Genomic DNA, 22,424 nt, shown 5'->3' with positions numbered 1-22,424 from the left:
CATCGCGAGCAGGCTCGCTCCCACAAGATCCCGGAGCACCACAAATCCCCTGTGGGAGCGAGCCTGCTCGCGATCAGCGGTGAGCCTGGCCTATCCAAATGGATAGCCTAGCGCGGCTTCTCGGGCTTATAACCCAACCGCAACCCACCCCAGTGGCGCCCCTTGATCATGATGGGCACGGACAGGTCATGCATCAGCTCGCCCGTGTCGCGGGTATAGGTCTGCAACAGCACCGGTTGCTGGTGGCTGCCGCATCGAATTCCGGTGCGATCGGAGAACTTGCGCTTGGTACGGTTGTTCAGCGTGTCGACGGCAGGATCGCCGGTCAACGGCTGGCTGAAGACTTTGTTGTGGGTCGGCACATACCCTTGCTGGGTACAGGCAATCGCAAACACCAGGCCTTCATGCCGGGCGAGCAAAGGCTCCTGGATGGCCGGCAGGACCTGGTCGGTATAACGGTCGAAACGGGTCTGGAACTTGGCGGGATGGGTATTGGGAATAGCCTGGTAGTTACGATCGAACAGGTCCTCCAGGCTGACACGCCCTTGATCGATATCCGCCTCGAATTGCGCGGCGATCTGGCTCGCGCCTTCCCGCGCCAGGTCGTAGACCCGCTGGTGATAATCGTCGAGACCCACCTCGGCCAGGCGCTCGCTGATGGTTTCAGCCTGGCCTTCCATCTGCACGGCCGCTTCGGCCAGGCGTTGGGTCTGCTGGTCGCTGATGGACAGGTCGCTGCGCATTTGTTCGATGGCGTGGAACAGACTGTCGAGCTGTTCGCGGTTGGTGTCGGTGCCCTGGGCGATGGCGCTGACCTGGGTTTCGACACCGGCGGCGAGCCGGGCAATGTTCTCAAGGTGTTGGCCCGTGTGCTCGACCTGCTGCACACCGCTGTCCAGATCGGCGGCCAGTTGGCGGATCTGCTCGACCACCTGGGCAGTGCGCTGCTGGATATCCGCCACCATGACCCCGACCTCGCCGGTCGCTGCCGCTGTGCGACCCGCCAGGCCACGGACTTCATCGGCAACCACGGCAAAGCCACGACCATGTTCCCCGGCCCGCGCCGCCTCGATGGCCGCGTTCAGCGCCAGCAGGTTGGTCTGGCTGGCAATGGACTGAATCACCAGGCTGACCCGCTGGATCTCGTCGCTGCGCACGCTCAAGGCCTCGATCAACTCGCGGCTGTCGTTTGCCCGCTGGCTGAGCTGGTGCATGCGGCTGATGGACTCCACCAGTTCGCTGCGCCCGGCAACGCTGCTGCGATGGGCTTCGCTGGCAGCGCCCAAAGCTTGCTGGCTGAGTTGGGACGTGGCCTGTTCGGTGACGATCATCGCTTCGGCGTTGCTGACGATCTGCGCGGCCGCATCGAGTTGTGACTGGACCTTGCCGGCGAGTTGCCTGACCGAATAAGCGACGCCGGCGGCCGACAACGCGTTATGACTGGTGGTGTAGGACAGGTCCCGGGTCAACTCGGCCAGTGAGCCGGTATTCGACGAAGGCTGGGATGCGGCGACCAGGCGCGAGCGCAGGCGCGGCAACCAGACGATCAGCATCGCCAGGGGCAGGCCCAGGTACAGCGACCAGCCTCCCAACACCATGCCGCACAGCAGCAAGGTCAGGGCAAGACTCTGCAAGGTCGGCGTCAGCCAGCGCGCCGTGCTTTTCGTAGCCGATACCGAGGCAGGCACCGCCGCCAGAGTTCCATCTGTCGCCATGTTCGTCACCACACTTCTCGTTGTTATGCCCGCATTAAACGCCACTACGGAGCCATTATCCATGGTCCATTAGTCGCGTTCTTGCAGCAGATCAACGCAGGTGTGGGATTTTCGAGGGCCGCTACGTGGCCTGGCGGGAGCAAGCTCCCTCGCCACAGGGTCTGCGCAGCCTTCGATATGGCGAAAAGTAGCGGATCAGGCCTGACGCTGGTGCTTGTCGATCTGCTCGTGACGTTCCTGGGCTTCGATGCAGTACTTGGTGGTCGGGCTGATCAGCAGGCGCTTGAGGCCGATCGGCTCGCCGCTGTCGTCGCACCAGCCGAAGCTTTCGTCGTTGATGCGATCCAGGGCCTGCTCCAGCTGGGGCAGCATGCGCTGGTCACGATCGATGGCGTTGACCAGCCAGGTGCGCTCTTCTTCTACGGAAGCAGCGTCGGCCGGGTCTGCCGGAGAATCCAGGCTTTCAATGGCGATTCGGTTCTGTTCGATGCGCTCGTGGGTTTCGACTTTCATGTTCTGCAACAGCTTGGTGAAGAAAGCCAGCTGCTCGGCGTTCATGTAGTCATCCGCCGGCATGGCCAGCAACTTTTCCTTTGTCATTGATATCTCTATAAAAAAACGTGCATTAAGGCGAATTATGGAGCGTCCCGCAGCGCAGCTGCCACGCTCGTCAGGAAGGCGCCGTCTATTCCAAGCGCCACCCGGCACTCAATTTACGAGGGGCGGCAGTCTAAGGCCGAGTCGAGGCCTCAGCAACCGAAAACATGGGAAAATGTCCGACAACCCCTTCAAATGTTCTCTGACAGGCTTCTGGCGATCATCGGAGTGCGTTTATAACAAGAAATTCGCTGTAATGGCTGTATCAAGAAGACAAATGGCAACGCCACGCGGATCAGGCGTGGCGCTTTGTCGCAGCAGGGCAATCGTTAACGCTTGAGTTTGCGCTTGTTGCGGTATTGGTCGATGACCACCGCGACTACAATGATCAGCCCCTTGATGATGTCCTGGATGTAGGCATCGACGCCGACGAACGTGAAGCCGCTGGCCATGACGCCAAGGATCAGCGCGCCGATCACCGTCCCGGTGATGCGCCCTACTCCACCGGCCAGGCTAGTACCGCCGATCACCGCCGCGGCAATCGCATCCAGCTCATAGGACATGCCCATGCCGGCCTGCCCGGTCGCAGCCCGCGCCGAAGCCACCACCCCGGCGAGGCCCGCCAGCAACCCGGCGATGCTGTAGACGATGACCAGGTGCCGCTTGACGTTGATCCCCGAGGTACGCGCCGCCTGCATGTTACCGCCGATGGCATAGGTGTATTTGCCGTACTTGGTGTAGCGCAGGGCAATATGGAAAATCACCGCCACCACCAGGAAGATGATCACCGGCATGGCGCCATGACCGATGGCGGTGTAGGAATCCGACAACATGCTCACCGGCTGGCCTTCGGTGTAGTAACGCGCCAGGCCGCGGGCCGACACCATCATGCCGAGGGTGGCAATAAAGGGCGGGATGCCGGTGATGGCGATGATGCTGCCGTTGATCGCCCCGGCCAGCAGCCCCACGCCCAACCCTGCCAGCACCGGTATCCATGCCGGTAGATCGGTGAGGGACGGAAACACGGCACGGGCAAAATCCGAGGTCTGGGCCAGGCTGGCGGCGATCATGGCCGACAACGCCAGTACGGAACCGGACGACAGGTCGATGCCGGTGGTGATGATGACCTGGGTCACCCCGATGGCCAGCAGGCCGATGATCGACACTTGCAGGATCATCAGGACCAGCCGCTGGGAGTTCATCAGGAAACTCTGGTCGCGCATGATCCAGCCGAACAATTCGAACACCAGGCCAATGCCGATCAGCACCAGGAAGATACTCAGCTCCGTCGGCAACCGCCGGCGCGTCCTGGCCGGTGCGGCCGCGGGTTTGTTTTCCAGTATCGCGTTCATTGCCATCCACCTTTTTTATCTGTTGCGAGGGCTTACTGCTCGGCCTTGCGGCCTCAAGACAGCCCCGAGGCCAGTTGCATGACCCGCTCCTGGGTCGCTTCGCTGCGGTCGAGGGTGCCCATCAGGTCGCCTTCGTGCATCACCAGGACCCGGTCGCTCATGCCCAGCACTTCCGGCAGCTCGGAGGAAATCATGATGACCGCCATGCCCTCGCTGGCGAGGTAGGCAATGAGCCGATAGATCTCGGCCTTGGCACCGACATCGATGCCACGGGTCGGCTCGTCGAGGATCAGGATCCGCGGGTTGGTCATCAGCCAGCGGGCCAGCAGCGCCTTCTGTTGATTGCCGCCGGACAAGGTGTCGATGCACTGCTCCAGGGACGGGGTCTTGACCCGCAGCTTCTTGCACATGTCTTCGCACAAGGCGCGCAAGGCTTTCTGCTGGATGAAGCCATTGCCGACGTAATGGGGCAGCACGGCCATTTCCATGTTTTCCAGCACCGACAAGCACGGGAACAGCCCACTGAGCTTGCGATCCTCGGTCAGCAAGGCAAACCCTTTCTCGATGGCCATGTGCGGGTCGCTGATGCGCACCGGTTGGCCATCCAGCAGAATCTCGCCGCCGGTACTGGGCGTGACGCCGAAGATCGCTTCGGCCACATTGGTCCGTCCCGAACCCATCAGCCCGGCGATGCCGAGGATCTCCCCAGCGTGCAGGTCGAAGGAAACCCCCTTGAAGATGCCGTCCAGGCTCAAATCGCGCACCGACAGCACCAACTCGCCAATGGGTTTGTCTCGCTCCGGAAACAGCTGGCTCAATTCCCGTCCGACCATCATCGAGATCAGACTGTCGCCGTCCATGCTGTCGGCCCGTTGCAGACCGATGTAGCTGCCGTCGCGAAACACCGCCACCTCATCGGCGATGGCGAACACTTCGTTCATTTTATGGGTGATATAGATGATGCCCTTACCCTGGGCCTTGAGGTCGGCAATGATCGAGAACAGGTGGGCGACTTCCGTTTCAGTGATGGCCGAGGTCGGTTCGTCCATGATCAGGATGTCGGAGTCATAGGACACCGCCTTGGCGATTTCCACCATCTGCCGCTCGGCAATGCTCAGGTTGCCCACCTGTTCCTCGGGGTCGAGGTTGATCCGCAGGCGCTCCAGCAAGCTGGCGGTGCAACGGTGCATCTCCCCGTGGTCGATCATGTGCAGGCCATTGAGCTGTTCGCGACCGATCCAGATATTTTCGGCGATGCTCATGTGCGGCATCAGGTTCAGTTCCTGATGGATCATCGCAATGCCGGACTGCAACGCCGCCAGGGGCGTGTCGAAGGTGACCGGCTTGCCCCGCAGGCGCAGCTCACCGGCGTCCGGCTGGTAGATGCCGGCAATGATCTTCATCAGGGTGGATTTACCGGCGCCGTTTTCGCCCATCAGGGCCAGGACGGAACCGGGGCGTACCCGCAACTGCACGTCGGACAAGGCCACCACGCCGGGAAATCCCTTGCTGACATTGACGACTTCCAGCAGATACGGTTCGTCAGGTAGTACGCCCGGCGGGACAGTCATTGCCGGGGCGCTCGAAGCTATCGCTGAGGCAAACATGGTCAGGTACTCCCTCGGCAAGGTCGGCGTGGCGTCCTTGCCTGCTTAGTGTTGTGGTCGAACCAGCGGTGCGAGGAACGTTACTTGAACTGGTCGACGTTTTCCGGCGTGATCAGGCGATAAGGCACCCAGACGGCCTGTTCCACCGGCTGTTTCTTGATCATCTTCACCGCCGTGTCGATCGAACCGTCGGCCTGGCCCTTGGCATCCTGGAACACCGAGACCGCCATGTCGCCCTTCTTCACGGCGTTCAGGCCATCCGGCGTGCCGTCGACCCCGGCAATCAGTACGCTGCCCTTCTCCTTGCCGGCGCCCTTGAGCGCCATGGACGCGCCGATGGCCATCTCATCGTTGTTCGCTACCACCGCATTGAACTCACGTCCCTGGGTCAGCCAGTCGTTGACCAGGGTCATGCCCTTGTCCCTGGACCAGGTACCGGTCTGTTCCTGTTCGATCTTGATGTTCGGGTACTTGGCGAGCACTTCCTTGACGCCCTTGGTGCGGTTGGTAGTGGAGTTGTTGGCCAGGTCTCCCAGCAGGATCACGATATCGCCCTTGCCGCCCATTTTGTCGGCCAGGTATTGCATCTGCATCCGCCCGGCTTCCAGGTCGTCCGAGGCCACGGTCACCACGCCGGTCGGCAGTTTCAGGTCATCGGGGCGACGGTTGACGTAGACCAGCGGAATGCCGGCCGCCACGGCGGACTTGGTGATGCGCTGGGTGGCGGCGGTGTCCACCGGGTTGACGATGATGGCGTCGACTTTCTGGCTGATGAAACTTTCGACCTGGCTCAGTTGCTTGACCACGTCACTGCGGGCGTCTTCGAATTGCAGGGTGACGCCATCCGGCATGGACTTGGCCTTCTTGTCCATGGACTCGCGCAGGTAAGTCAGCCAGGTGTCGTCGAACTGCGACATGCTGACCCCGATCTTCAGGTCCGCCAGGGCAGCGCCGCTGGCAAGCATCAACGACAGGGCCAACGAGGCGATACGGGTCTTGGTCTTCATGAACGGTCTTTCTCCACATTCTTGTTGGTTTTATGGATAAGGCGTGTCGGAACTCAGGAACGCGGCAAACGCACGATGGGCGCGCCGGGCATGCAACACACCACGGCGCCGTTGCGCTGGATGCACAGGGATTCGAACAGGGGAAGGACTGCGGACAAGCGCAGCAGATGTGACAGATGAAACGCAGAGCGGCTGAAGGTTTTCATCGACGGTACCTGGCTGTGTTTCTTGTTTTTGTTGAGTCCGCCGCCTGTTTAAAAAGCCGTTGCACAAGCGGGAACTGGATGTCGGTAACCTGAAAAAGACTTTATTGGAAAAAATTTTCCACATCAACAGATTTTAGAATTTTATTCGTTTTCTGTTCCATGACCGATGGGCGTGGCCCACATCACCACTTCATGACGTTCCGCGCTCTGCCGGGCAGCATCCAGCAAACGGGTGGTCGCCAGTGCATCACGGGGCAGGACTGGCAGCGGGCCAGCTCCCTGCAAAGCGGTTTGCAAGCGCTGATAGAATTCGATCCAACAACCGCGCTCCGACGTCACCCGCTCGCGCTCGCTGCCGTGCTCGAACCAGCCCCAGCGTCGATGTTCTTCGGCCCCCCAGCGTTCGCCCTCGGTCGCCGGACTCAAGCCAGCCAGGGCCTGGGCTTCCTGCCCATCCAATCCCTCGACGGTGTAACAGCCCTCGGAACCACTGACCCGGAACCGTGGGCGCGGCGCGTTCTGCAGGCAACTGCCACTCAAGTGCGACACCACGCCGTTGGCATGGCTCAGGGACATGAAGAAGCCATTGTCGAAAACCTGGCCTGGCTGCCGATAGTCCAGCTCGGCGTACACCTGCACCACCGGCCCGAACAGTTGCAGTGCCTGGTCCACCAGATGACTGCCCAGGTCTCGCAGGAATCCGCCACCGCTGCCCTTGCCCACCGAGGTCGGCGAATAGCGTTCGACGCTGGACTCGAACCGCAGGACCTGTCCCAGGACACCGGACGCCAACAATTTGCGCACGGTCAGGAAGTCCGAGTCCCAGCGCCGGTTCTGGTACACGCAGAGCGGCACGTTGTGGCGTTCGGCCGCCAGCACCATCGCCTCGGCCTGCTGGGCATCAGCGGCGAACGGTTTGTCGCTGACCACCGCGACGCCCCGCTCGATGGCCTCCATCACCAGCGCCGGACGACCGTCCAGGGGCGTGGAAACCACCACCGCGTCGACACCCGCCGCCACCAGTTGCTCCAGCGTGTCGAAAGCCTGGACAGCGGGATGTTCGGTCGCCAGTTGCTGGCGGCGCTCGACGGACCGGGTCACCACGCCGACGAACGTCGCTCCCGGCAAACTGCTGATCAGCGGCGCATGAAAGAACCGTCCACCCTTGCCGTAGCCCACCAGTCCGATTCGCATGAAAGCTCCTTATAAATCGTTGAGTGGACGCGGTCCTTGTGGGAGCCGAGCTTGCTCGCGATAGCGTCGGATCAGATGGCATCGATGCTGACTGAACTACCGCCATCGCGAGCAAGCTCGGCTCCCACAGGGACAACCATCAACCGTAGAATGATGTCGCCTGACACACCGCCATCGCGAGCAGGCTCGCCCCCACATTTAAAACAGTGATCAGCCGTAGAAACGCGGCCGCTCAGGCAGCTCCACCTTGACGATCTGCCCACTGCCCTGCGCCTCGATGCAGGCATCCGCCGCCACCGCCGCGGCGAAACCGTCCCACGCCGAAGGGCCGCCCACCTGGCCGGCGCGAACGCCGTCGATAAAGGCCTGCAACTCGACGTCATAAGCGGCGATGAAGCGATCCTTCCAGTCCATCAGGATGGCATTGGACAGCTTGGCGCCGCTGCGCAGCTGCACCTGGGACGGTTCCGGCAACTTGGCGATGCCGGTCTCCCCCACCACTTCGCACTGGATGTCATAGCCGTACTGGCAGTTGACGAACACTTCCACGTCGATGCGCGTGCCCTTGGCGGTTTCCAGCAGGACGACCTGGGGATCGCGCAGGTGAGCCAGGGCCTTGCTGGTCTTGCGCGGAAATACCACCTGCACCGACACGTAATCGTCGGCCAACAGCCAGCGCAGCACATCCAACTCATGGATCAGGGTGTCGGTGATCGCCATATCGGTCTTGTAGTTTTCACCCACGCTGGGGTTGCGGTGGGCGCAATGCAGCATCAGCGGTTCACCGATCTGGCCGCTGTCGATCACCGCCTTGAGCGCCCGATAGCCTTCATCGTACGGGCGCATGAAACCGACCTGCACCCGTCGCTTGCCATGGGCCACCTCGGCCTCGACGATCCGGCGGCAACCTTCAGCCGTGACGGCCAGGGGCTTTTCACAGAACACCGGTTTTCCGGCGGCGATCGCCGCCAGCACGAACTCCTCATGACTCGGCCCCCAGGACGTGACGAGGATCGCCTCGACTTCCGGGGCCTTGATCAGCGTGTGCCCATCGGGATAGACCTCGGCGGTCAGTTTCAGGTCGGCCACCACTTTCGCCGCCTGGGCCAGGTTGATGTCGGTCACCGCCACCACCTGGCTGTTGAGCAAGGTCTGGCTGCAACGACGGATATGGTCCTGGCCGATGGCCCCGGTGCCGATGACGCCCAGCTTCAAAGACATTTGGAACTCCTTGTTGTTGTGATCAGTACTGACGGGCCTGGGCCAGTCGTTCATTGAGGGCCTTGGCGACGGCGTTGGTCCGGGCGCTGGTGGAGACTTGCGCCACACCCACCCGCCACCACGACAGGTAGCCGTGGATCATGGTCTTGGGCAGGACCTTGATGTCGATCAGGGTCGAGACCGTTTGCAGCCGTGCGTCGGCCAGGGCCGCGCGCAGTTCATCGAGGGTCTTCACCTTGTAGGTCTTGCAACCGTAGGCCGCCGCGCTCATGGCGAAATCCACCGGCACGAAAGCGCCGTCGAGCTTGCCGGTGTCCGGGTCGCGGAAGCGGAACTCGGTGCCGAAGCTGTCCATCCCGTTTCCCATCTGCAAGTTGTTGATGCAGCCGAACGCCATGTTGTCCAGCAGCACCACGTTGATCTTGCGCCGCTCCTGGATCGAGGTCGCCAGCTCCGAATGCAACATCATGTAGGAACCGTCACCCACCAGGGCGTACACCTCTTTATCAGGCTCGGCGAGCTTCACCCCCAGTGCCGCATTCACCTCGTATCCCATGCAGGAATAGCCGTATTCGAGGTGGTAGGTGTTCACGCCCTTGCTGCGCCAACTGCGCTGCAAGTCACCGGGCAGGCTGCCGGCGGCGGCGACGATGATCGCGTCATCCGCCAAGGCTTCGTTGAGGGTGCCCAATACCCGACTCTGGGTCAGGCAGGAGCCGGTGAGTTCGATGAATTCGCGAAACACCGCCGGGTCCATGCCGTCGTTGATTTCCGGGACGAAATCCTCGGCCTGGTAATCGGCCTGGTAGACCCGGTCCACCTCAGCCTCCAGTTGCCCCTTGGCGTCGGCGATCCGCCCGCCCCATCCGGCACGGTAATCCCCCATGGCGGCGAACAGCGCTTCCAGCCCCGCGCGAGCATCGGCCAGCAACTGCACGCCGTCGAGTTTCAGCGCGTCGCATGGGCTGATATTCAGGTTGAGGAACTGCACCCCCGGCTGCTGGAACAGCCATTTTGAGCCGGTGGTGAAATCGCTGTAGCGGGTACCGATGCCGATGATCAGGTCCGCTTCCTTGGCCAGCAGGTTCGCCGCCAGGCAGCCGGTTTCGCCAACACCGCCGACGTTCAGCGGATGACTGGACACCACGGCGCTCTTGCCGGCCTGGGTCTCGGCAAAGGGGATGTCGAAGCGTTCGGCAAAGGCTTGCAATGCGGCGTTGGCGCCGGCGTACTTCACCCCGCCGCCACAGATGATCAGCGGCCGGCGCTTGCCCTTGAGCAGGGCCAGGGCATCGCTGAGCATCGCCGCGGTGGCCGGACGGCGGTCGATGCGATGCACGCGCCTGGCCAGGAAACAGTCCGGGTAGTCATAGGCTTCGCCCTGCACATCCTGGGGCAACGCCAGGGTCACCGCGCCGGTCTCGGCCGGATCGGTGAGCACGCGCATGGCCTGGATTGCGGCGCTCATCAATTGCTCGGGACGGTTGATCCGGTCCCAGTATTTGCTCACCGCCTTGAACGCATCGTTGGTGCTGATGCTCAGGTCGTGGAACTGCTCGATCTGTTGCAGCACCGGGTCCGGTTGACGGCTGGCGTAGACATCGCCGGGCAACAGCAGCAGCGGAATGCGATTGGCCGTCGCGGTGGCTGCCGCGGTCACCATGTTCGCCGCACCGGGGCCGACCGACGAGGTACAGGCGTAGATCTTCCGGCGCAGGTTCTGCTTGGCGAAGCCAATGGCGGCGTGGGCCATGCCCTGTTCGTTGCGGCCCTGATGGACCACCAGCTCGCCGCTGTCCTGTTCCAGCGCCTGGCCCAGGCCCAGCACGTTGCCGTGGCCGAAAATGGTAAAGACCCCGGCGACGAACTTGCTCTGGACACCGTCGACCTCGACGTACTGGTTATCGAGGAATTTCACCAGGGCCTGGGCCATGGTCAGTCGTGTTGTGGACATGCTTGCACCTTGTCTGGAATGCGATCCCTGTGGGAGCGAGCCTGCTCGCGATGGCGGTGTGTCAGCCGACATCAATGTGCTTGGCAGGCCGCCATCGCGAGCAGGCTCGCTCCCACAAGGGGGTTCTTGGAGGTTGGGTCAGGCCTGTGAATCCTGCAAATGGCTCATGCTCGCCCCCAACGCCTGGCGGATGTCGGCCAGTTCATGAACGCTCTCGGCGAACGGTTCGAAGGACAAGTAACCGTCATAGCCACCGGCCCGCAGCGCTTCGATCTGCGCGGCGTTGCCGAGGATGTCGGCCTTGCCCACCAACACCCGGTGACCGTCGCGGATCGTCGCCAACGGTGCCTGGGCATCTTCCACGCCGGAGATGTGCACCAGCCCGGTCAGTTCGGGGAAGAACGCCTGCTCACCCGCCAGATGGTGATGAAAGGTATCGTGCACCAGGCGGAACACATCCAGCCCGCCGGTGGCCTTGATCGCTGCTACCGCCGTCCCCTTGCGACGCAACGAACATTCCTCGAACCCCAGGGGCTCGATGAAGCCGTAGATACCAAAAGCCCGCAGGATCGGCGCCAGTTCGCTGAGCGCCGTACGCAGCCCCGCCGCGCGCTCGGCCTCGCTGCGTGGGTCGGCACGCTCATTGAGCGGGCACATGACCAGGCCCTCGGCGCCACATTCGCGGGCATAGTCGGCCAACCTCAGGGCTTGGGCGCGGCGCTCCTCGTTCCACACGTCGAAGGGATAGAGAGCGTTGATCGACAACACCTTGATGCCCCGCTCTTCGCACAACTCGCGCACGCGAGCCGGCGCCATGCCGTTCTCGATCTCGATGCCTTTCAGATCGTTGCGGATCTCGATGGCATCGGTTTTCAAGGCCAGCGCCAGATCGATGAATTCGGGCAACGACAGGCGCGGGGCAACCATTCGGTTCAAGGCAAAACGCAGGGGCTTATTCATCTTGTTATCCCTCCAGTGTCCATACGAAACGGCGTGGGTGAGCGGGCAGCAAACGGTGTGTTCAGAGATCCAGCAACCAACTGTGCTGCGGGTCGTTATGGAACTGCCAGACCCGCTTCGGACCGGCCATGACGTTCAGGTAGTACGACTCGTACCCGTAAGGCACGCTGACCGGGTGGTAGCCCTTGGGCACCACCACCAGGTCGCCGTTCTCCACGGCCATGGCCTGGTCGATGCTGCGGTCGTCGGTGTAGACCCGCTGGAACACGAAGCCCTGGGACGGATTGATCTGGTGATAGTAGGTTTCCTCCAGGAAACTCTGGTGCGGCAGGTCGTCGGTGTCGTGCTTGTGAGGTGGATAGCTCGACGAATGACCCGACGGCGTGCGCACTTCCACCACCAGCAGCGAGTGGGCCGGTTCGCTGTCCGGCAGGATGTCGCAGATATACCGGGTATTCGCGCCTTTGCCGCGCACGCTGCGCTTCATATTGTCGGGGCGGATCAGCCGTGGGCCGTAATCGTTCTGGCTGGAACCCGGCGCGGCACAGACGGCGAGCTGTACGTCGCTCAAGGCGGTCACCTGGGCCTGGCTGCCGGGCGGCAAGTAAGCAGCGTAGGGCGATTTGTCCTCGAACACCGACTGGCGATCGCCGAGGTTGTCCCAGGCGAAACTGCCCTGCCCCGGCGCTTCGCCGTTGAGGCCGATGCGACCACTGAGCAGCACCAGGCATAGCTCCTTGTCGCCGGCGGCCACCGGCAGGGTTTCACCGAGGCTCAGGCGGTAGGCGGCGAACCCGACGTACTCCAACTCGCCCTGGGGCAGTTGGACCATGGTCCGGCCTGCGGGCTGGTTCTTGATCAACAGACTCATGAGGAACTCCTTTCCAACAACAACGCGCGCAAGGTGTCGTAGCCCTTCTTGGCGTAGGCATAACTCGGCGCCACGGCCGGGTCCTGTTCGGCTTCCACCACCAGCCAGCCCTGGTAATCGGCGGCCAGCAGGACGTCCAGCAACGCGGCGAAATCGATGTCGCCGTCCCCCGGCACAGTGAAGGTGCCATTGACGATGCAGTCCGGGAAGCTCCAGAGATGGTTGCGCGCCAGTTGCACCACGGGCTTGCGCACATCCTTGAAGTGCACATGGCAGACCCGCTCGATGTGCTTGCGCAACACCTGCAACGGCTCGCCACCGCCCATGTAGCAATGGCCCGAGTCGAACAGCAGGCCGACCTCACTGCCGGTCAGGGCCATCAGCTTGTCGATGTCCGAGGGCGACTCGACATAGGCGCCCATGTGGTGGTGATAGGCCAGGCGCACGCCGTGGGACAAGGTGAAGCGGGCCAGTTCGGTGAGCTTGTCGGCATAGGCCTGCCAGGCGTCGTCGGTGTGAAAGCGCGGCCGCTCGATCAGGGGAATGCGCTGGCCTTGGATAGAGTCGGCGACTTCGCCATAGACCAGCACCCTGGCGCCGTTTTGCGCCAGCAACTGCACATGGGCGGCAATCCCATCGATTTCCTCGGCCGCCGAGCGTCGGGCCAGGCGACTGGAGTACCAACCGGACACCAGCGCCAGGCCATAGGGACGCAGCACATCGCCGACGCCCTTGGCGTCCTTGGGAAACTTGCCGTTGAGCTCGAACCCCTCGTAGCCGATGGCCTTGCCTTCGCTCAGCGCAGTGCTCAACGGCGTCTCACCACCCAGGGACGGCAAGTCGTCGTTGCTCCAAGAGATCGGGTTGATGCCAATTCGAATAGCGGGCATGGCTGCACCTTTTATTGTTTTTACATAGCAATTGAAAGCTGCGGAGAACCTTGTGGGAGCGAGCCTGCTCGCGATAGCGGTCTTTCAGACGACTGACTGCTAACAGTTAGTCCGCCATCGCGAGCAGGCTCGCTCCCACATCAGGCTCAGGGTTCACAATATTCAGCTGCGGGCAGCACGCCACGCCTCGATCAACTCCACAAACGTGTCCTGCACCTGCCGGATCAGCGTTTCATCATCGATTTCCCCCGCCAGCCAGGCCCGGCTCGGCTCCTGGAAAATCGTGCGGCCCACGGCAAATCCCCGGCAGGTCGTGCTCTGGCTGGCCTGGCGAAACCCTTCGGCCAAGGCGGCAGCCGGGGCGTTGAGCCCCAGGAGCACGACGCCACGACAATACGGGTCGCGCTGTTGGATCAGCTCGTCGAGCTGTTTCCACTCCTCCGCTGTCTGGGCTTCGATCTTCCACCACGCCGGGTAGATGCCCAGGTTGTAGAGGCGCTTGAGCGCGCGATACAGCACGTCAGGATGGGGCGACGGATGATCTTTCGGTGGAATGACCTCCAGCAGCAATTCATGGCCGCTGACCTGGGAGGCCTTGTAGAGGCCCATCAGTTGCGCCTCCTGCTCCAGGCGCAGCAGCGGTTCGTCGTCAGGGTGGAACTGCACCAGGCACTTGATGATCTGTTCGCTGGGCCAGGCAATGAGGTTGCTGCCGATGGAACGCCCATGTTCGAACGCCAGCGGACGCGAACCTTGCACCTCCACCGGCCGGGCAACCCACCAGCCGCGCCCGGTGGCGGCGTTCAACGAGTCCTGGCCGAAACGTTGATCGGCCAGCAAGCCGACATCGGCCTCGACGCCCTGACGCTGCAGGTCGGCTTCGACCCGTTCCACCGCCTGGATGAACAGTTGCTTGAGGGCGCCAATGCAACTCAAGTCTCGATCACCCTTTTGCGCCAGTTCCACCAGTTGCCAGCGATGGTCAAAAGCAAAGATGAACAGTTGCTTCCAGGCCTTGCGCGGCACGCTGACCTGATGCAAGCGCTGCAGCACGGGGTCCTGGTCGGGTCGGGTGATCGGCACCGGGCTGTCGAACAGGTAGTCGAGTTCAGCCCGGGTCGGCATCGCCGGCGCGCAGCCGTGACGCGACACCACCAGGCCACCGCAGGCATTGGCCAGTTGGCAGCAACGCTCGTCGCTGGCGTCCTCCAGCCAGCCGGCGAGGAAGCCCGACATGAAGGCATCGCCGGCCCCCAATACATTCAGTACCTCAACGCGTACACCCGGATAAATGGCACCGTCCTCGAGTCGGGCCGGGATGACCCCGTGAATCACCGTGCAACCCTGCGGGCCGAGCTTGACCACCAGGGTGGCCGCCGTCAGCGAACGGACGGTACGCAGTGCCGTCAGCAGATCTTCGCTGCCGCCGGCAATCAGGAATTCTTCTTCGGTGCCGACGATCAGATCGAAACGCGGCAGGATGCCTTGCACATGCTGGCTGACTTTCTGGTCGGCGACGAAACGGGTTTCCCCATCGGCCTTGCCCGTCAGGCCCCAGAGCACCGGCCGGTAATCGATGTCCAGTATGCGTTTGACGTTGTGCTTGGCGGCATGATCCAGCGCCCGGAGACTGGCGTTGTAGACGCCTTCGGTAGAGAAATGAGTGCCGGTGATCAGCAGGGCTTTGCTCGAAGCGATGAAGGCCTCGTCGATGTCTTCGGCGCGCAGTGCCATGTCGGCGCAGTTTTCCCGATAGAACACCAGGGGAAAGGTTTCCCGATCCTTGATGCCCAGCAAGACCAGGGCGGTCAGGCGCTCGGGGTCAACCTTGATGCCACTGACATCGCAGCCTTCGCGAGCCAGGGACTCCACCAGGAAACGACCCATGTGGTCGTCCCCTACCCGGCTCAACATCGCCGACCTGAGCCCAAGTCGCGCGGTACCGAAAGCGATGTTGGCCGACGAGCCGCCCAGGTATTTGGCGAAGCTCGACACATCCTCCAGCCGTGCCCCGACTTGCTGCGCATACAGGTCCACGCCCAGGCGTCCCAGGCAGATCACATCCAATTGACGCCCACTGGCAAAACGAGTCTGGCCCATGCTGGCTCCTGTTATTTTTATCAGCCTGCGTTCGCTGCCGGACCGGCGCCAACGCTCTTGGTGAATGCAGACTAAAACGAGCGAGGAGCAACAATCAATAATTTTTCTATAAAATTTTTATGTGGAATATATTTTCCAATAAACTGCAAATCAGCTGTGTCAGACACGGTGCGTCGTTCCAGTCATGGATTGCGACGTTACCCGTCATGATTTTCCCTGCCCCTACGCTGTAGACTGCGAGCAGCCAACTTATTGTCGAGGGCCGGTCTTTCAGCGGACGGCTCTATAAGAACAAGCCAGAAGGATTATCTATGACCCGCCCCGATCTGCCGGCGCCATCCGAGAGCGCGTCCGAGGCCGCCCTCGCCAGCCCACCGATCAATGCCGAGCGTCTGTTGCAACTGATCACCGACGAATATGAAAGCCTGCCGCGCCAGCTCAAGCGTATTGCCAGCTACATGAGCCAGCAAAGCGACCGGATCATGGTCGATCGCATCAGCGACATCGCCCGCGAGTGCGAAGTGCATCCCTCGGCCATCGTGCGCTTCTCCCAACGGTTCGGCTTCAGCGGGTTCAGCGAAATGCAGGCCTTGTTCCGCGAGGCCTATACCCACAAGACCACGCCGGTACAGAACTACCAGCAACGCATTCGCAGCATGATCGCCAACAAGTCGCAGAAAGCCAGCGGCGGCGACCTGGCACGCGAGTGCATCAACGCCACGCTGTCGGGCATCGAACGACTGGGGCTGGAACTGGACGACCAGGCGTTCGACAAGGCTGTCGACCTGGTGGTCAATGCCGACAATATCTATGTGGTGGGCGTGCGACGCTCCTTTGCCGTGGCCGATTACCTGGTCTATAACCTGCAACACACCAACAAACGCATCCATCTGGTGTCCGGCCTGGGGGGCAGTTATCGCGAGCAGATGCGCAGTGTCCGCGCCAATGACCTGGTGATCGCCATCAGCTTCACGCCCTATGGCAAGGAAACCCAGCACTGCCTGCGCATCGCCCAGCATCACCAGGCCAAGACGCTGATCATCACCGACAGCAACCTGTCGCCCCTGGCAAAACGCGCCAACACCGTACTGCTGGTGAACGAAGGCAGCTCCTTCGCCTTCCGCTCGTTGAGCGCCACCCTGTGCCTGTGCCAAGCGTTGTTCATCGCCGTGGCGTACCGGCTGGAACTCAAGGTGGATGAGATCCATGAACAGGTGGGGTTCGAGGATTAACGACCGACGTACACGCCATCCCTGTGGGAGCAAAGCTTGCTCGCGATAGCGGTGGATCAGCCAACATCGACTCCATTGACCCGGCGCCATCGCGAGCAGGCTCGCTCCCACAGGATTCCCAGATGGCTGCAAATGTTGTGTTCACAACAGCTCGCCGTCTCAGGCCAGTTCAACATCCTTCGGCTCAGCAACCCTCGACGTCACCTCGAAACGGTCTGCCAGGAACGGCGTGATATCCAGCGGCAGCGGCTCGTTGTTCACCAGCCTGTCCAGCAGGACCCCGGTAATGGCCGAGGTCAGGATGCCGGTGCGGAAATGCCCGCAGGCATTGAGGTAACCTTCCACCCCTCGCATCGGCCCCAGGATCGGCAATTCATCGGGGGAGCCCGGGCGCAGGCCGGCCCAGGTCCGCTTGAGGTTGATGTCGGCCAGTTGCGGGATGCAGCGCATCGCCCCCTGCACCAGCCCCTCGATCTCCGGGTAGGTCGTGGTCACGTCGAAGCCCTTGTCTTCGGTGGTGCTGCCGATGAGGATTTCGCCGTTGTCTTTCTGCGCCACGTAGCAGTCGCTGGTGGTCAGGCAGCCGTTGAGAAGCTTCGGCATGCGCTCGGTCAGCAGGATCTGCCCCTTGACCGGCTTGACCGGAATCCGCACGCCGGTGGCCTGCTCGCTCAGGTCCGCCGCCCAGGCACCGCTGGCATTGATCAGGGTCCGGCAGTGGAAGGTTCCGGCCTCGGCGGTTTTTACTCCCGTCACCCGTGTCCCGCTGCGCAACACTTCGGTAACGTGGGTGTTGAAGTACAGGTCGACACCATTCTGCCGGGCACCTTCGGTGTAGGCATCGGCCAGCCGGAACGGGCTGACCTGGTGATCGCACAGGAACTCCAGTGCGCCCCGGGCCTCATGGCTGACGCTGGGCTCGGCCTCGCGCAGGGCGGCCTGGTCAAGCCAGCGCACCTGATCCGACAGGTGGGGAATGCAGGCGACGATGTGCTCGGCATACAAGCGATCCTCATCGTCGTAGATCACGAACTTGAGCCCGGTTTCCTCGAACTTGATATCCATGCCATGGTTGTCCAGCAACTCCCGGTGCAGCTGGGGGTACATCGCGTTGGACTGCAAGGCAAAATCGAAGAACGACTGGGGCAGGATGTGCGGCGTACTGGCATCCACCGCCACGGCCGCTCCCTGGGTCTGGCGCTTGCGGTTGGCCGACATCATGCGAAAGAAGATCACCCCGCATCCCAACCCCACCGACTCGCCGATGGCCCACAGGCCGCCGGCCGACGCGCGGGTCGCGTTGCCGGGGCGCTTGGCATCGATCAGGGCGATTCTCAAGTGCTTGCGCTTGGACAACTGGTAGGCACAGGAAGCGCCGATCACGCCACCACCGGCGATAACCACATCGTAGTCCTGGATCCCTGGGTGCTTAATCATGGTGCGCGCCCTCCATGCCGACATTGCGGAACGCTGAAAACGGTATCGGATCGATCGGGAAGCGCGGCCGCAACCAGCCGACGTCGGCACGCCCGGTGGCCTCGCGCAGGCGGTCGCTGCAGTACCCCACGCACATCCGCCCCTGGCAATCGCCCATGCTCACCCGGGTGCGCATCTTCAGGCTGGCGACGTCCTGCACGCCCTGTTCAATGGCCCGGTCGATGTCGGCGCGGGTGGCGTGCTCACAGCGGCAGATCACCGTATCGGCCGTCGGCAGCGCGGTTTGCCCGGCTCCGCGCCGGGTGTAGCGGTCCACGGCGGCACGGAAGCGGATGATCCGGTCCAACTTCGCCTGATACTGCCCCCGCCGTTCGAGGGCGGCATGGGAATACAGCACATTGCACTGCATCAGCACCGACAGCGCAGCGATGCGTCCGCTCAACATGGCCGCTTCACCGCCGCGAATCCCGCCCATGTCACCGGCCAGGTGGATGTGCGCCTCGCTGCTTTGCTGCCAGGCATCGGACACCGCCCGCAGATAGCCATCGTCGCTGAAACCATGCTCCAGGCCCATCTGCTGGCTCAACTGGGTGCGCGGTATGAAACCGTAGCCGACCGCCAACGTCTGGGCCGGTACCTGTTCGGCACGTTCGAGGTCGGGTTCCCAGTCGTTGGAATACGGTGCGACGGTGACCATGTTCAACTCGCCCTCGCCATGGGCCTGCACCACGCCCCAGCCATAGCGCACGGGTATGCGATGACGCTTGAGGTAGGCCAGCATGCTCAGGCCATCGAGGAAAAGCTGCGGCTTGTTCAGCAACGCCAGGCTTTCCTTGGCAATCCGGCCGAATGCGCAGGCTTCATAGACACCGGCCACGGCCACGCCCGCGGCATGCAGCTGACACGCCACCAGCGGCAGCAACGGGCCGGTACCGGCGATCACCACCGGGCTCGGTGGCTTGACCACTCCGCTCTTGATCTGCAGTTGCAGGCCCCCCAGCAGCATCACCCCGGGCAGGGTCCAGCCGGGGAACGGCACGCTGCGCTCATGACAACCGGCCGCCAGGACCAGATGGGAATAGGCGACCTCGCATACACGCTCCTCGGCATCCAGCAGCATCAGCGCCCGCAACCCCTCGGCCCCGACGACGCGGTGGTTGAGCCGGACGTCGATCAGCCCGGCGTGCCGGTCGAACTCGCCGTGGAGTTTTTCCAGGGCTTCGCTGTAGCGCGGTCCCAGGTAGTCGAGGCTGACGCCGTCACGCAACGGCCCGCGATATACCACGCCGCCCAGGCGCGGTGCCTCTTCCAGCAACGTGCAGCGCAGCCCATGGGCTGCCAGTTCGATGGCGGCTGCCATGCCGGCCGGTCCACCGCCGACGATCACCGGAGCGAGGTTCATGGCGCCTCCGTTTCGACGATACGGTTGGTCCGGGTTTCGATCTGCATACCGGGGCGTACCTGGGTCTGGCAGGCGCGGCGCTTGTGACGACCGTCGATCCTGACCAGACAGCATTGGCACACGCCCATGCCGCAGTAGGCGCCACTGATCTGGCCATGATCGTTACGGGCTACCTGGCGCTGACCCTGGGACTGGATAACGGTCAGGACGGTTTCGCCCCGGGCGGCATTGACGATCCGCCCGTCCAGGTGCACCGTCATGTCGGGCCGGGTCAAGGGTTGGATATCGAATTTTTGGCGTAGAAGGTCTTGAGGCTGCATGATGCGGCTCTTCCTTGATGTGAATGCTTTATCGAAGACCGGTGAGGTCTCGGCTCCTTGCAGCACACCATCACCGGTTTAGCGTCGGTACCCGACGGCGACAGCGCGCCAAGGCAGGGCAACGGACGCAACATAATGGTGCGCACTCGATTCATGTTAGGGATTATTTGTGACCAAGTGTTGATCCAGGCCAGTGAAACCATTTGCCCGTCCATGAACTTTTTTTCAGAAAGCCGACAGGTTTTCTTTGGCAGAATGCTGCGCAATGGCATCAATTTCCCAACCCGGTACCGCCCATGAACCGCATCCTGACCATCGAAGACGACGCCGTGACCGCCCGTGAAATCGTCGCCGAGCTGACCCGTAACGGCCTGAACGTCGACTGGGTCGATAACGGTCGCGAAGGCCTGGAACGAGCGGTGAGCGGCGACTACGACCTGATTACCCTCGACCGCATGCTGCCCGAGCTCGACGGCCTGGTGATTGTCACGACCCTGCGCACCATGGGCGTGGCGACGCCGATCCTGATGATCAGCGCCCTTTCCGATGTGGATGAGCGCGTACGCGGCTTGCGGGCCGGCGGTGACGATTACCTGACCAAACCGTTCGCCACCGATGAAATGGCCGCCCGGGTCGAGGTGCTGCTGCGGCGCAACAATGGCGCCCGGGAACCGGAAACCATCCTGCGGGTGGCCGATCTGGAACTGGATCTGATCAGCCGTGAGGCCAGTCGCAACGGGCAACTGCTCAGCCTGCTGCCCACCGAATACAAATTGCTGGAGTTCCTGATGCGCAACAGCGGGCAGATTCTTTCGCGCATGATGATCTTCGAGGAAGTCTGGGGCTATCACTTCGACCCCGGCACCAACCTGATCGACGTCCATATCGGTCGCCTGCGCAAGAAAATCGATCCGCCGGGCCTGGAACCGCTGATTCGCACCGTGCGGGGTTCGGGCTATGTCATTGCTGAACCCCGCTAAGGGCTGGCGCTCTTCCAGCAGCCGCCTGCTGGCGCTGTACAGTGCGTTGTTCGTGCTCTGGAGCGCGATTTTGATGGGGGTCATGTACTACGAGGTGTTCGGCTACCTCGACAGCCTGGCCAAACATTCCCTGATGCAGCGCCAGCATCTGTTCGCCCGCATCCACGGCGATCAACTGGAGGATGCGCTCATGGCCAGCCTGACCCTGGACGATCGCGGCGTCGACGCCTATGGCCTGTTCGATCCCCAGTTGCGCCACCTGAGCGGGCCGATCCAGCGGATCCCCACGGACCTGCCGCTGGACGGCAAAATCCACATATTGAGCGATTGTGTCGACTACGACGATCCGGGCGTGCCCTCCGACAGTTGCGACGCCGTGGCGAACCGCACCCAGGACGGACGCTGGCTGGTGCTGGCGCGGGACAACGGCTCGCTCTTCGCAGTGACTCGCATCATCCTTCACGCGCTGTTATGGGGTGTATCGCTGACCATCCTGCCGGGGATTGCCGGCTGGCATCTCTTGCGCCGCCGACCGCTGCAACGCATCCGCAAACTGCAGGCCAGTGCCGAGGCCATCGTCGCCGGCGACCTGACCCATCGCCTGCCGTTGTCGAGCCGGCGGGATGAACTGGACATGCTGGCGGCAATCGTCAATGCCATGCTCGATCGCATCGAACGCCTGATGAACGAGGTCAAGGGTGTGTGCGACAACATTGCCCATGACCTGCGCACACCGCTGACGCGCCTGCGTGCCCAGCTTTATCGTATCCAGCAGCAGGCCGCGGATGGATCCCCGGAAGCCTTGCAGATGGATCAGGTGATTGCCGAGACCGATACCCTGATGGCGCGGTTCCGAGGCTTGCTGCGGATCTCCGAGCTGGAAGACCAGCAGCGTCGCTCGGGCTTCGTGCGCCTCGACCCGCTGCAGTTGCTACAGGAATTGCATGATTTCTATCTGCCCCTGGCCGAGGAAGGCGAACTGATCTTCAGCCTCGAAGTGCCCGAGACCCTGCCTTTGCTCAACGGCGACCGGGCCCTGCTGTTCGAAGCGGTGTCGAACCTGTTGAGCAATTCCATCAAGTTCACCCCGGCGGGAGGCAAGGTGACCCTGCGCGGTATCGATCAGGGCGACAGCACCCGCATCGAGGTGCTCGACTCCGGTCCCGGCATTCCGGAGCCGGAGCGCAAGGCCGTGTTTCGCCGTTTCTATCGAGCCGAGGGCAGCAGCCACCATGGCGGGTTTGGCCTGGGCCTGTCGATCGTCGCGGCGATTGTCAACCTGCACGGGTTCACACTGGAGGTGGGCAGCAGCGAATACGGCGGCGCGCGGCTGGCGCTCGATTGCCGGGCGACGCTGTTGTAAGGATTGAACCCAGTTC

At 62.6% G+C, this 22,424-nt stretch carries 19 protein-coding genes; 3 read left to right on the top strand and 16 right to left on the bottom strand.

The annotated features are described in order from the left end of the window. Positions 1-107 precede the first annotated feature (107 nt). The 13 genes from N005_RS09265 to N005_RS09210 form a co-directional block, all read right to left on the bottom strand. Positions 108-1,331, bottom strand: a complete 1,224-nt coding sequence (locus tag N005_RS09265) for a methyl-accepting chemotaxis protein (RefSeq protein WP_392397530.1) — start codon at positions 1,329-1,331, stop codon at positions 108-110. A gap of 579 nt (positions 1,332-1,910) precedes the next feature. Next, on the bottom strand, positions 1,911-2,315 hold the full coding sequence (locus tag N005_RS09260) for a TraR/DksA family transcriptional regulator (protein WP_024780047.1): 405 nt from the start codon (positions 2,313-2,315) through the stop codon (positions 1,911-1,913). Between the two features lie 326 nt (positions 2,316-2,641). Beyond that, positions 2,642-3,664: an ABC transporter permease gene (locus tag N005_RS09255; protein ID WP_047700903.1), complete on the bottom strand. Its 1,023-nt coding sequence runs from the start codon at positions 3,662-3,664 to the stop codon at positions 2,642-2,644. A gap of 53 nt (positions 3,665-3,717) precedes the next feature. Continuing rightward, positions 3,718-5,271: a sugar ABC transporter ATP-binding protein gene (locus N005_RS09250; RefSeq protein WP_047700902.1), complete on the bottom strand. Its 1,554-nt coding sequence runs from the start codon at positions 5,269-5,271 to the stop codon at positions 3,718-3,720. A gap of 80 nt (positions 5,272-5,351) precedes the next feature. Then, positions 5,352-6,278, bottom strand: coding sequence for a sugar ABC transporter substrate-binding protein (locus N005_RS09245; protein WP_047700901.1), 927 nt, complete (start codon positions 6,276-6,278; stop codon positions 5,352-5,354). 53 nt (positions 6,279-6,331) lie between these two features. Beyond that, the gene (locus tag N005_RS29405; protein WP_162843601.1) at positions 6,332-6,484 is read right to left on the bottom strand and encodes a hypothetical protein; all 153 of its coding nucleotides are present in this window, start codon (positions 6,482-6,484) and stop codon (positions 6,332-6,334) included. A gap of 141 nt (positions 6,485-6,625) precedes the next feature. Beyond that, positions 6,626-7,678: a Gfo/Idh/MocA family protein gene (locus N005_RS09240; protein WP_047700900.1), complete on the bottom strand. Its 1,053-nt coding sequence runs from the start codon at positions 7,676-7,678 to the stop codon at positions 6,626-6,628. A gap of 210 nt (positions 7,679-7,888) precedes the next feature. After that, on the bottom strand, positions 7,889-8,899 hold the full coding sequence (iolG, locus tag N005_RS09235) for a bifunctional inositol 2-dehydrogenase/D-chiro-inositol 1-dehydrogenase (protein ID WP_047700899.1): 1,011 nt from the start codon (positions 8,897-8,899) through the stop codon (positions 7,889-7,891). Positions 8,900-8,921: 22 nt separating this feature from the next. After that, positions 8,922-10,853, bottom strand: coding sequence for a 3D-(3,5/4)-trihydroxycyclohexane-1,2-dione acylhydrolase (decyclizing) (gene iolD / locus N005_RS09230; RefSeq protein ID WP_047700898.1), 1,932 nt, complete (start codon positions 10,851-10,853; stop codon positions 8,922-8,924). Between the two features lie 138 nt (positions 10,854-10,991). Next, on the bottom strand, positions 10,992-11,813 hold the full coding sequence (locus tag N005_RS09225) for a TIM barrel protein (protein WP_047700897.1): 822 nt from the start codon (positions 11,811-11,813) through the stop codon (positions 10,992-10,994). A 61-nt stretch (positions 11,814-11,874) separates the two neighbouring features. Beyond that, positions 11,875-12,684, bottom strand: coding sequence for a 5-deoxy-glucuronate isomerase (gene iolB / locus N005_RS09220; protein WP_047700896.1), 810 nt, complete (start codon positions 12,682-12,684; stop codon positions 11,875-11,877). Continuing rightward, positions 12,681-13,574 (bottom strand): myo-inosose-2 dehydratase, encoded by an 894-nt coding sequence (gene iolE / locus N005_RS09215; protein ID WP_047700895.1) that lies wholly within the window; start codon positions 13,572-13,574, stop codon positions 12,681-12,683. Before iolE ends, iolB begins: the two co-directional genes overlap by 4 nt. A 162-nt stretch (positions 13,575-13,736) precedes the next feature. After that, on the bottom strand, positions 13,737-15,674 hold the full coding sequence (locus N005_RS09210; RefSeq protein WP_047700894.1) for a bifunctional 5-dehydro-2-deoxygluconokinase/5-dehydro-2-deoxyphosphogluconate aldolase: 1,938 nt from the start codon (positions 15,672-15,674) through the stop codon (positions 13,737-13,739). 311 nt (positions 15,675-15,985) lie between these two features. Between N005_RS09210 and N005_RS09205 the strand changes: the two genes are divergently transcribed. Then, the gene (locus N005_RS09205; RefSeq protein WP_041022148.1) at positions 15,986-16,906 is read left to right on the top strand and encodes a MurR/RpiR family transcriptional regulator; all 921 of its coding nucleotides are present in this window, start codon (positions 15,986-15,988) and stop codon (positions 16,904-16,906) included. Between the two features lie 159 nt (positions 16,907-17,065). Here N005_RS09205 and hcnC read toward each other — a convergent pair whose 3' ends face one another. The 3 genes from hcnC to hcnA are packed head-to-tail and all read right to left on the bottom strand — an operon-like array spanning position 17,066 to position 20,065. Then, positions 17,066-18,343, bottom strand: coding sequence for a cyanide-forming glycine dehydrogenase subunit HcnC (gene hcnC, locus N005_RS09200; protein ID WP_047700893.1), 1,278 nt, complete (start codon positions 18,341-18,343; stop codon positions 17,066-17,068). Beyond that, on the bottom strand, positions 18,336-19,745 hold the full coding sequence (hcnB, locus tag N005_RS09195; protein WP_047700892.1) for a cyanide-forming glycine dehydrogenase subunit HcnB: 1,410 nt from the start codon (positions 19,743-19,745) through the stop codon (positions 18,336-18,338). Before hcnB ends, hcnC begins: the two co-directional genes overlap by 8 nt. Further along, positions 19,742-20,065, bottom strand: a complete 324-nt coding sequence (gene hcnA / locus N005_RS09190; protein WP_041022151.1) for a cyanide-forming glycine dehydrogenase subunit HcnA — start codon at positions 20,063-20,065, stop codon at positions 19,742-19,744. Before hcnA ends, hcnB begins: the two co-directional genes overlap by 4 nt. Positions 20,066-20,361: 296 nt before the next feature. Here hcnA and N005_RS09185 point away from each other — a divergent pair, with 296 nt between their 5' ends. Further along, positions 20,362-21,045, top strand: a complete 684-nt coding sequence (locus N005_RS09185; protein ID WP_047700891.1) for a response regulator transcription factor — start codon at positions 20,362-20,364, stop codon at positions 21,043-21,045. Next, entirely contained in the window at positions 21,023-22,408 is a 1,386-nt protein-coding gene (locus N005_RS09180; protein WP_047700890.1) for a sensor histidine kinase, read from the top strand. Before N005_RS09185 ends, N005_RS09180 begins: the two co-directional genes overlap by 23 nt. The last annotated feature ends 16 nt before the right edge of the window (positions 22,409-22,424 follow it).

The sequence above is a fragment of the Pseudomonas mediterranea CFBP 5447 genome (assembly GCF_000774145.1).
Classification (GTDB): domain Bacteria; phylum Pseudomonadota; class Gammaproteobacteria; order Pseudomonadales; family Pseudomonadaceae; genus Aquipseudomonas; species Aquipseudomonas mediterranea.
The sequence above is the reverse complement of the archived record's forward strand: the minus strand, read 5'-3'. Positions and strand labels throughout refer to the sequence as shown.

What these genes read in the sequence shown, in the direction of transcription:
- N005_RS09265 (WP_392397530.1), bottom strand. Translation starts at nt 1,331, where the DNA reads ATGATCGTCACCGAACAGGCCACGTCCCAACTCAGCCAGCAAGCTTTG.
- N005_RS09260 (WP_024780047.1), bottom strand. Translation starts at nt 2,315, where the DNA reads ATGACAAAGGAAAAGTTGCTGGCCATGCCGGCGGATGACTACATGAAC.
- N005_RS09255 (WP_047700903.1), bottom strand. Translation starts at nt 3,664, where the DNA reads ATGAACGCGATACTGGAAAACAAACCCGCGGCCGCACCGGCCAGGACG.
- N005_RS09250 (WP_047700902.1), bottom strand. Translation starts at nt 5,271, where the DNA reads ATGTTTGCCTCAGCGATAGCTTCGAGCGCCCCGGCAATGACTGTCCCG.
- N005_RS09245 (WP_047700901.1), bottom strand. Translation starts at nt 6,278, where the DNA reads ATGAAGACCAAGACCCGTATCGCCTCGTTGGCCCTGTCGTTGATGCTT.
- N005_RS29405 (WP_162843601.1), bottom strand. Translation starts at nt 6,484, where the DNA reads ATGAAAACCTTCAGCCGCTCTGCGTTTCATCTGTCACATCTGCTGCGC.
- N005_RS09240 (WP_047700900.1), bottom strand. Translation starts at nt 7,678, where the DNA reads ATGCGAATCGGACTGGTGGGCTACGGCAAGGGTGGACGGTTCTTTCAT.
- iolG (WP_047700899.1), bottom strand. Translation starts at nt 8,899, where the DNA reads ATGTCTTTGAAGCTGGGCGTCATCGGCACCGGGGCCATCGGCCAGGAC.
- iolD (WP_047700898.1), bottom strand. Translation starts at nt 10,853, where the DNA reads ATGTCCACAACACGACTGACCATGGCCCAGGCCCTGGTGAAATTCCTC.
- N005_RS09225 (WP_047700897.1), bottom strand. Translation starts at nt 11,813, where the DNA reads ATGAATAAGCCCCTGCGTTTTGCCTTGAACCGAATGGTTGCCCCGCGC.
- iolB (WP_047700896.1), bottom strand. Translation starts at nt 12,684, where the DNA reads ATGAGTCTGTTGATCAAGAACCAGCCCGCAGGCCGGACCATGGTCCAA.
- iolE (WP_047700895.1), bottom strand. Translation starts at nt 13,574, where the DNA reads ATGCCCGCTATTCGAATTGGCATCAACCCGATCTCTTGGAGCAACGAC.
- N005_RS09210 (WP_047700894.1), bottom strand. Translation starts at nt 15,674, where the DNA reads ATGGGCCAGACTCGTTTTGCCAGTGGGCGTCAATTGGATGTGATCTGC.
- N005_RS09205 (WP_041022148.1), top strand. Translation starts at nt 15,986, where the DNA reads ATGACCCGCCCCGATCTGCCGGCGCCATCCGAGAGCGCGTCCGAGGCC.
- hcnC (WP_047700893.1), bottom strand. Translation starts at nt 18,343, where the DNA reads ATGATTAAGCACCCAGGGATCCAGGACTACGATGTGGTTATCGCCGGT.
- hcnB (WP_047700892.1), bottom strand. Translation starts at nt 19,745, where the DNA reads ATGAACCTCGCTCCGGTGATCGTCGGCGGTGGACCGGCCGGCATGGCA.
- hcnA (WP_041022151.1), bottom strand. Translation starts at nt 20,065, where the DNA reads ATGCAGCCTCAAGACCTTCTACGCCAAAAATTCGATATCCAACCCTTG.
- N005_RS09185 (WP_047700891.1), top strand. Translation starts at nt 20,362, where the DNA reads ATGAACCGCATCCTGACCATCGAAGACGACGCCGTGACCGCCCGTGAA.
- N005_RS09180 (WP_047700890.1), top strand. Translation starts at nt 21,023, where the DNA reads ATGTCATTGCTGAACCCCGCTAAGGGCTGGCGCTCTTCCAGCAGCCGC.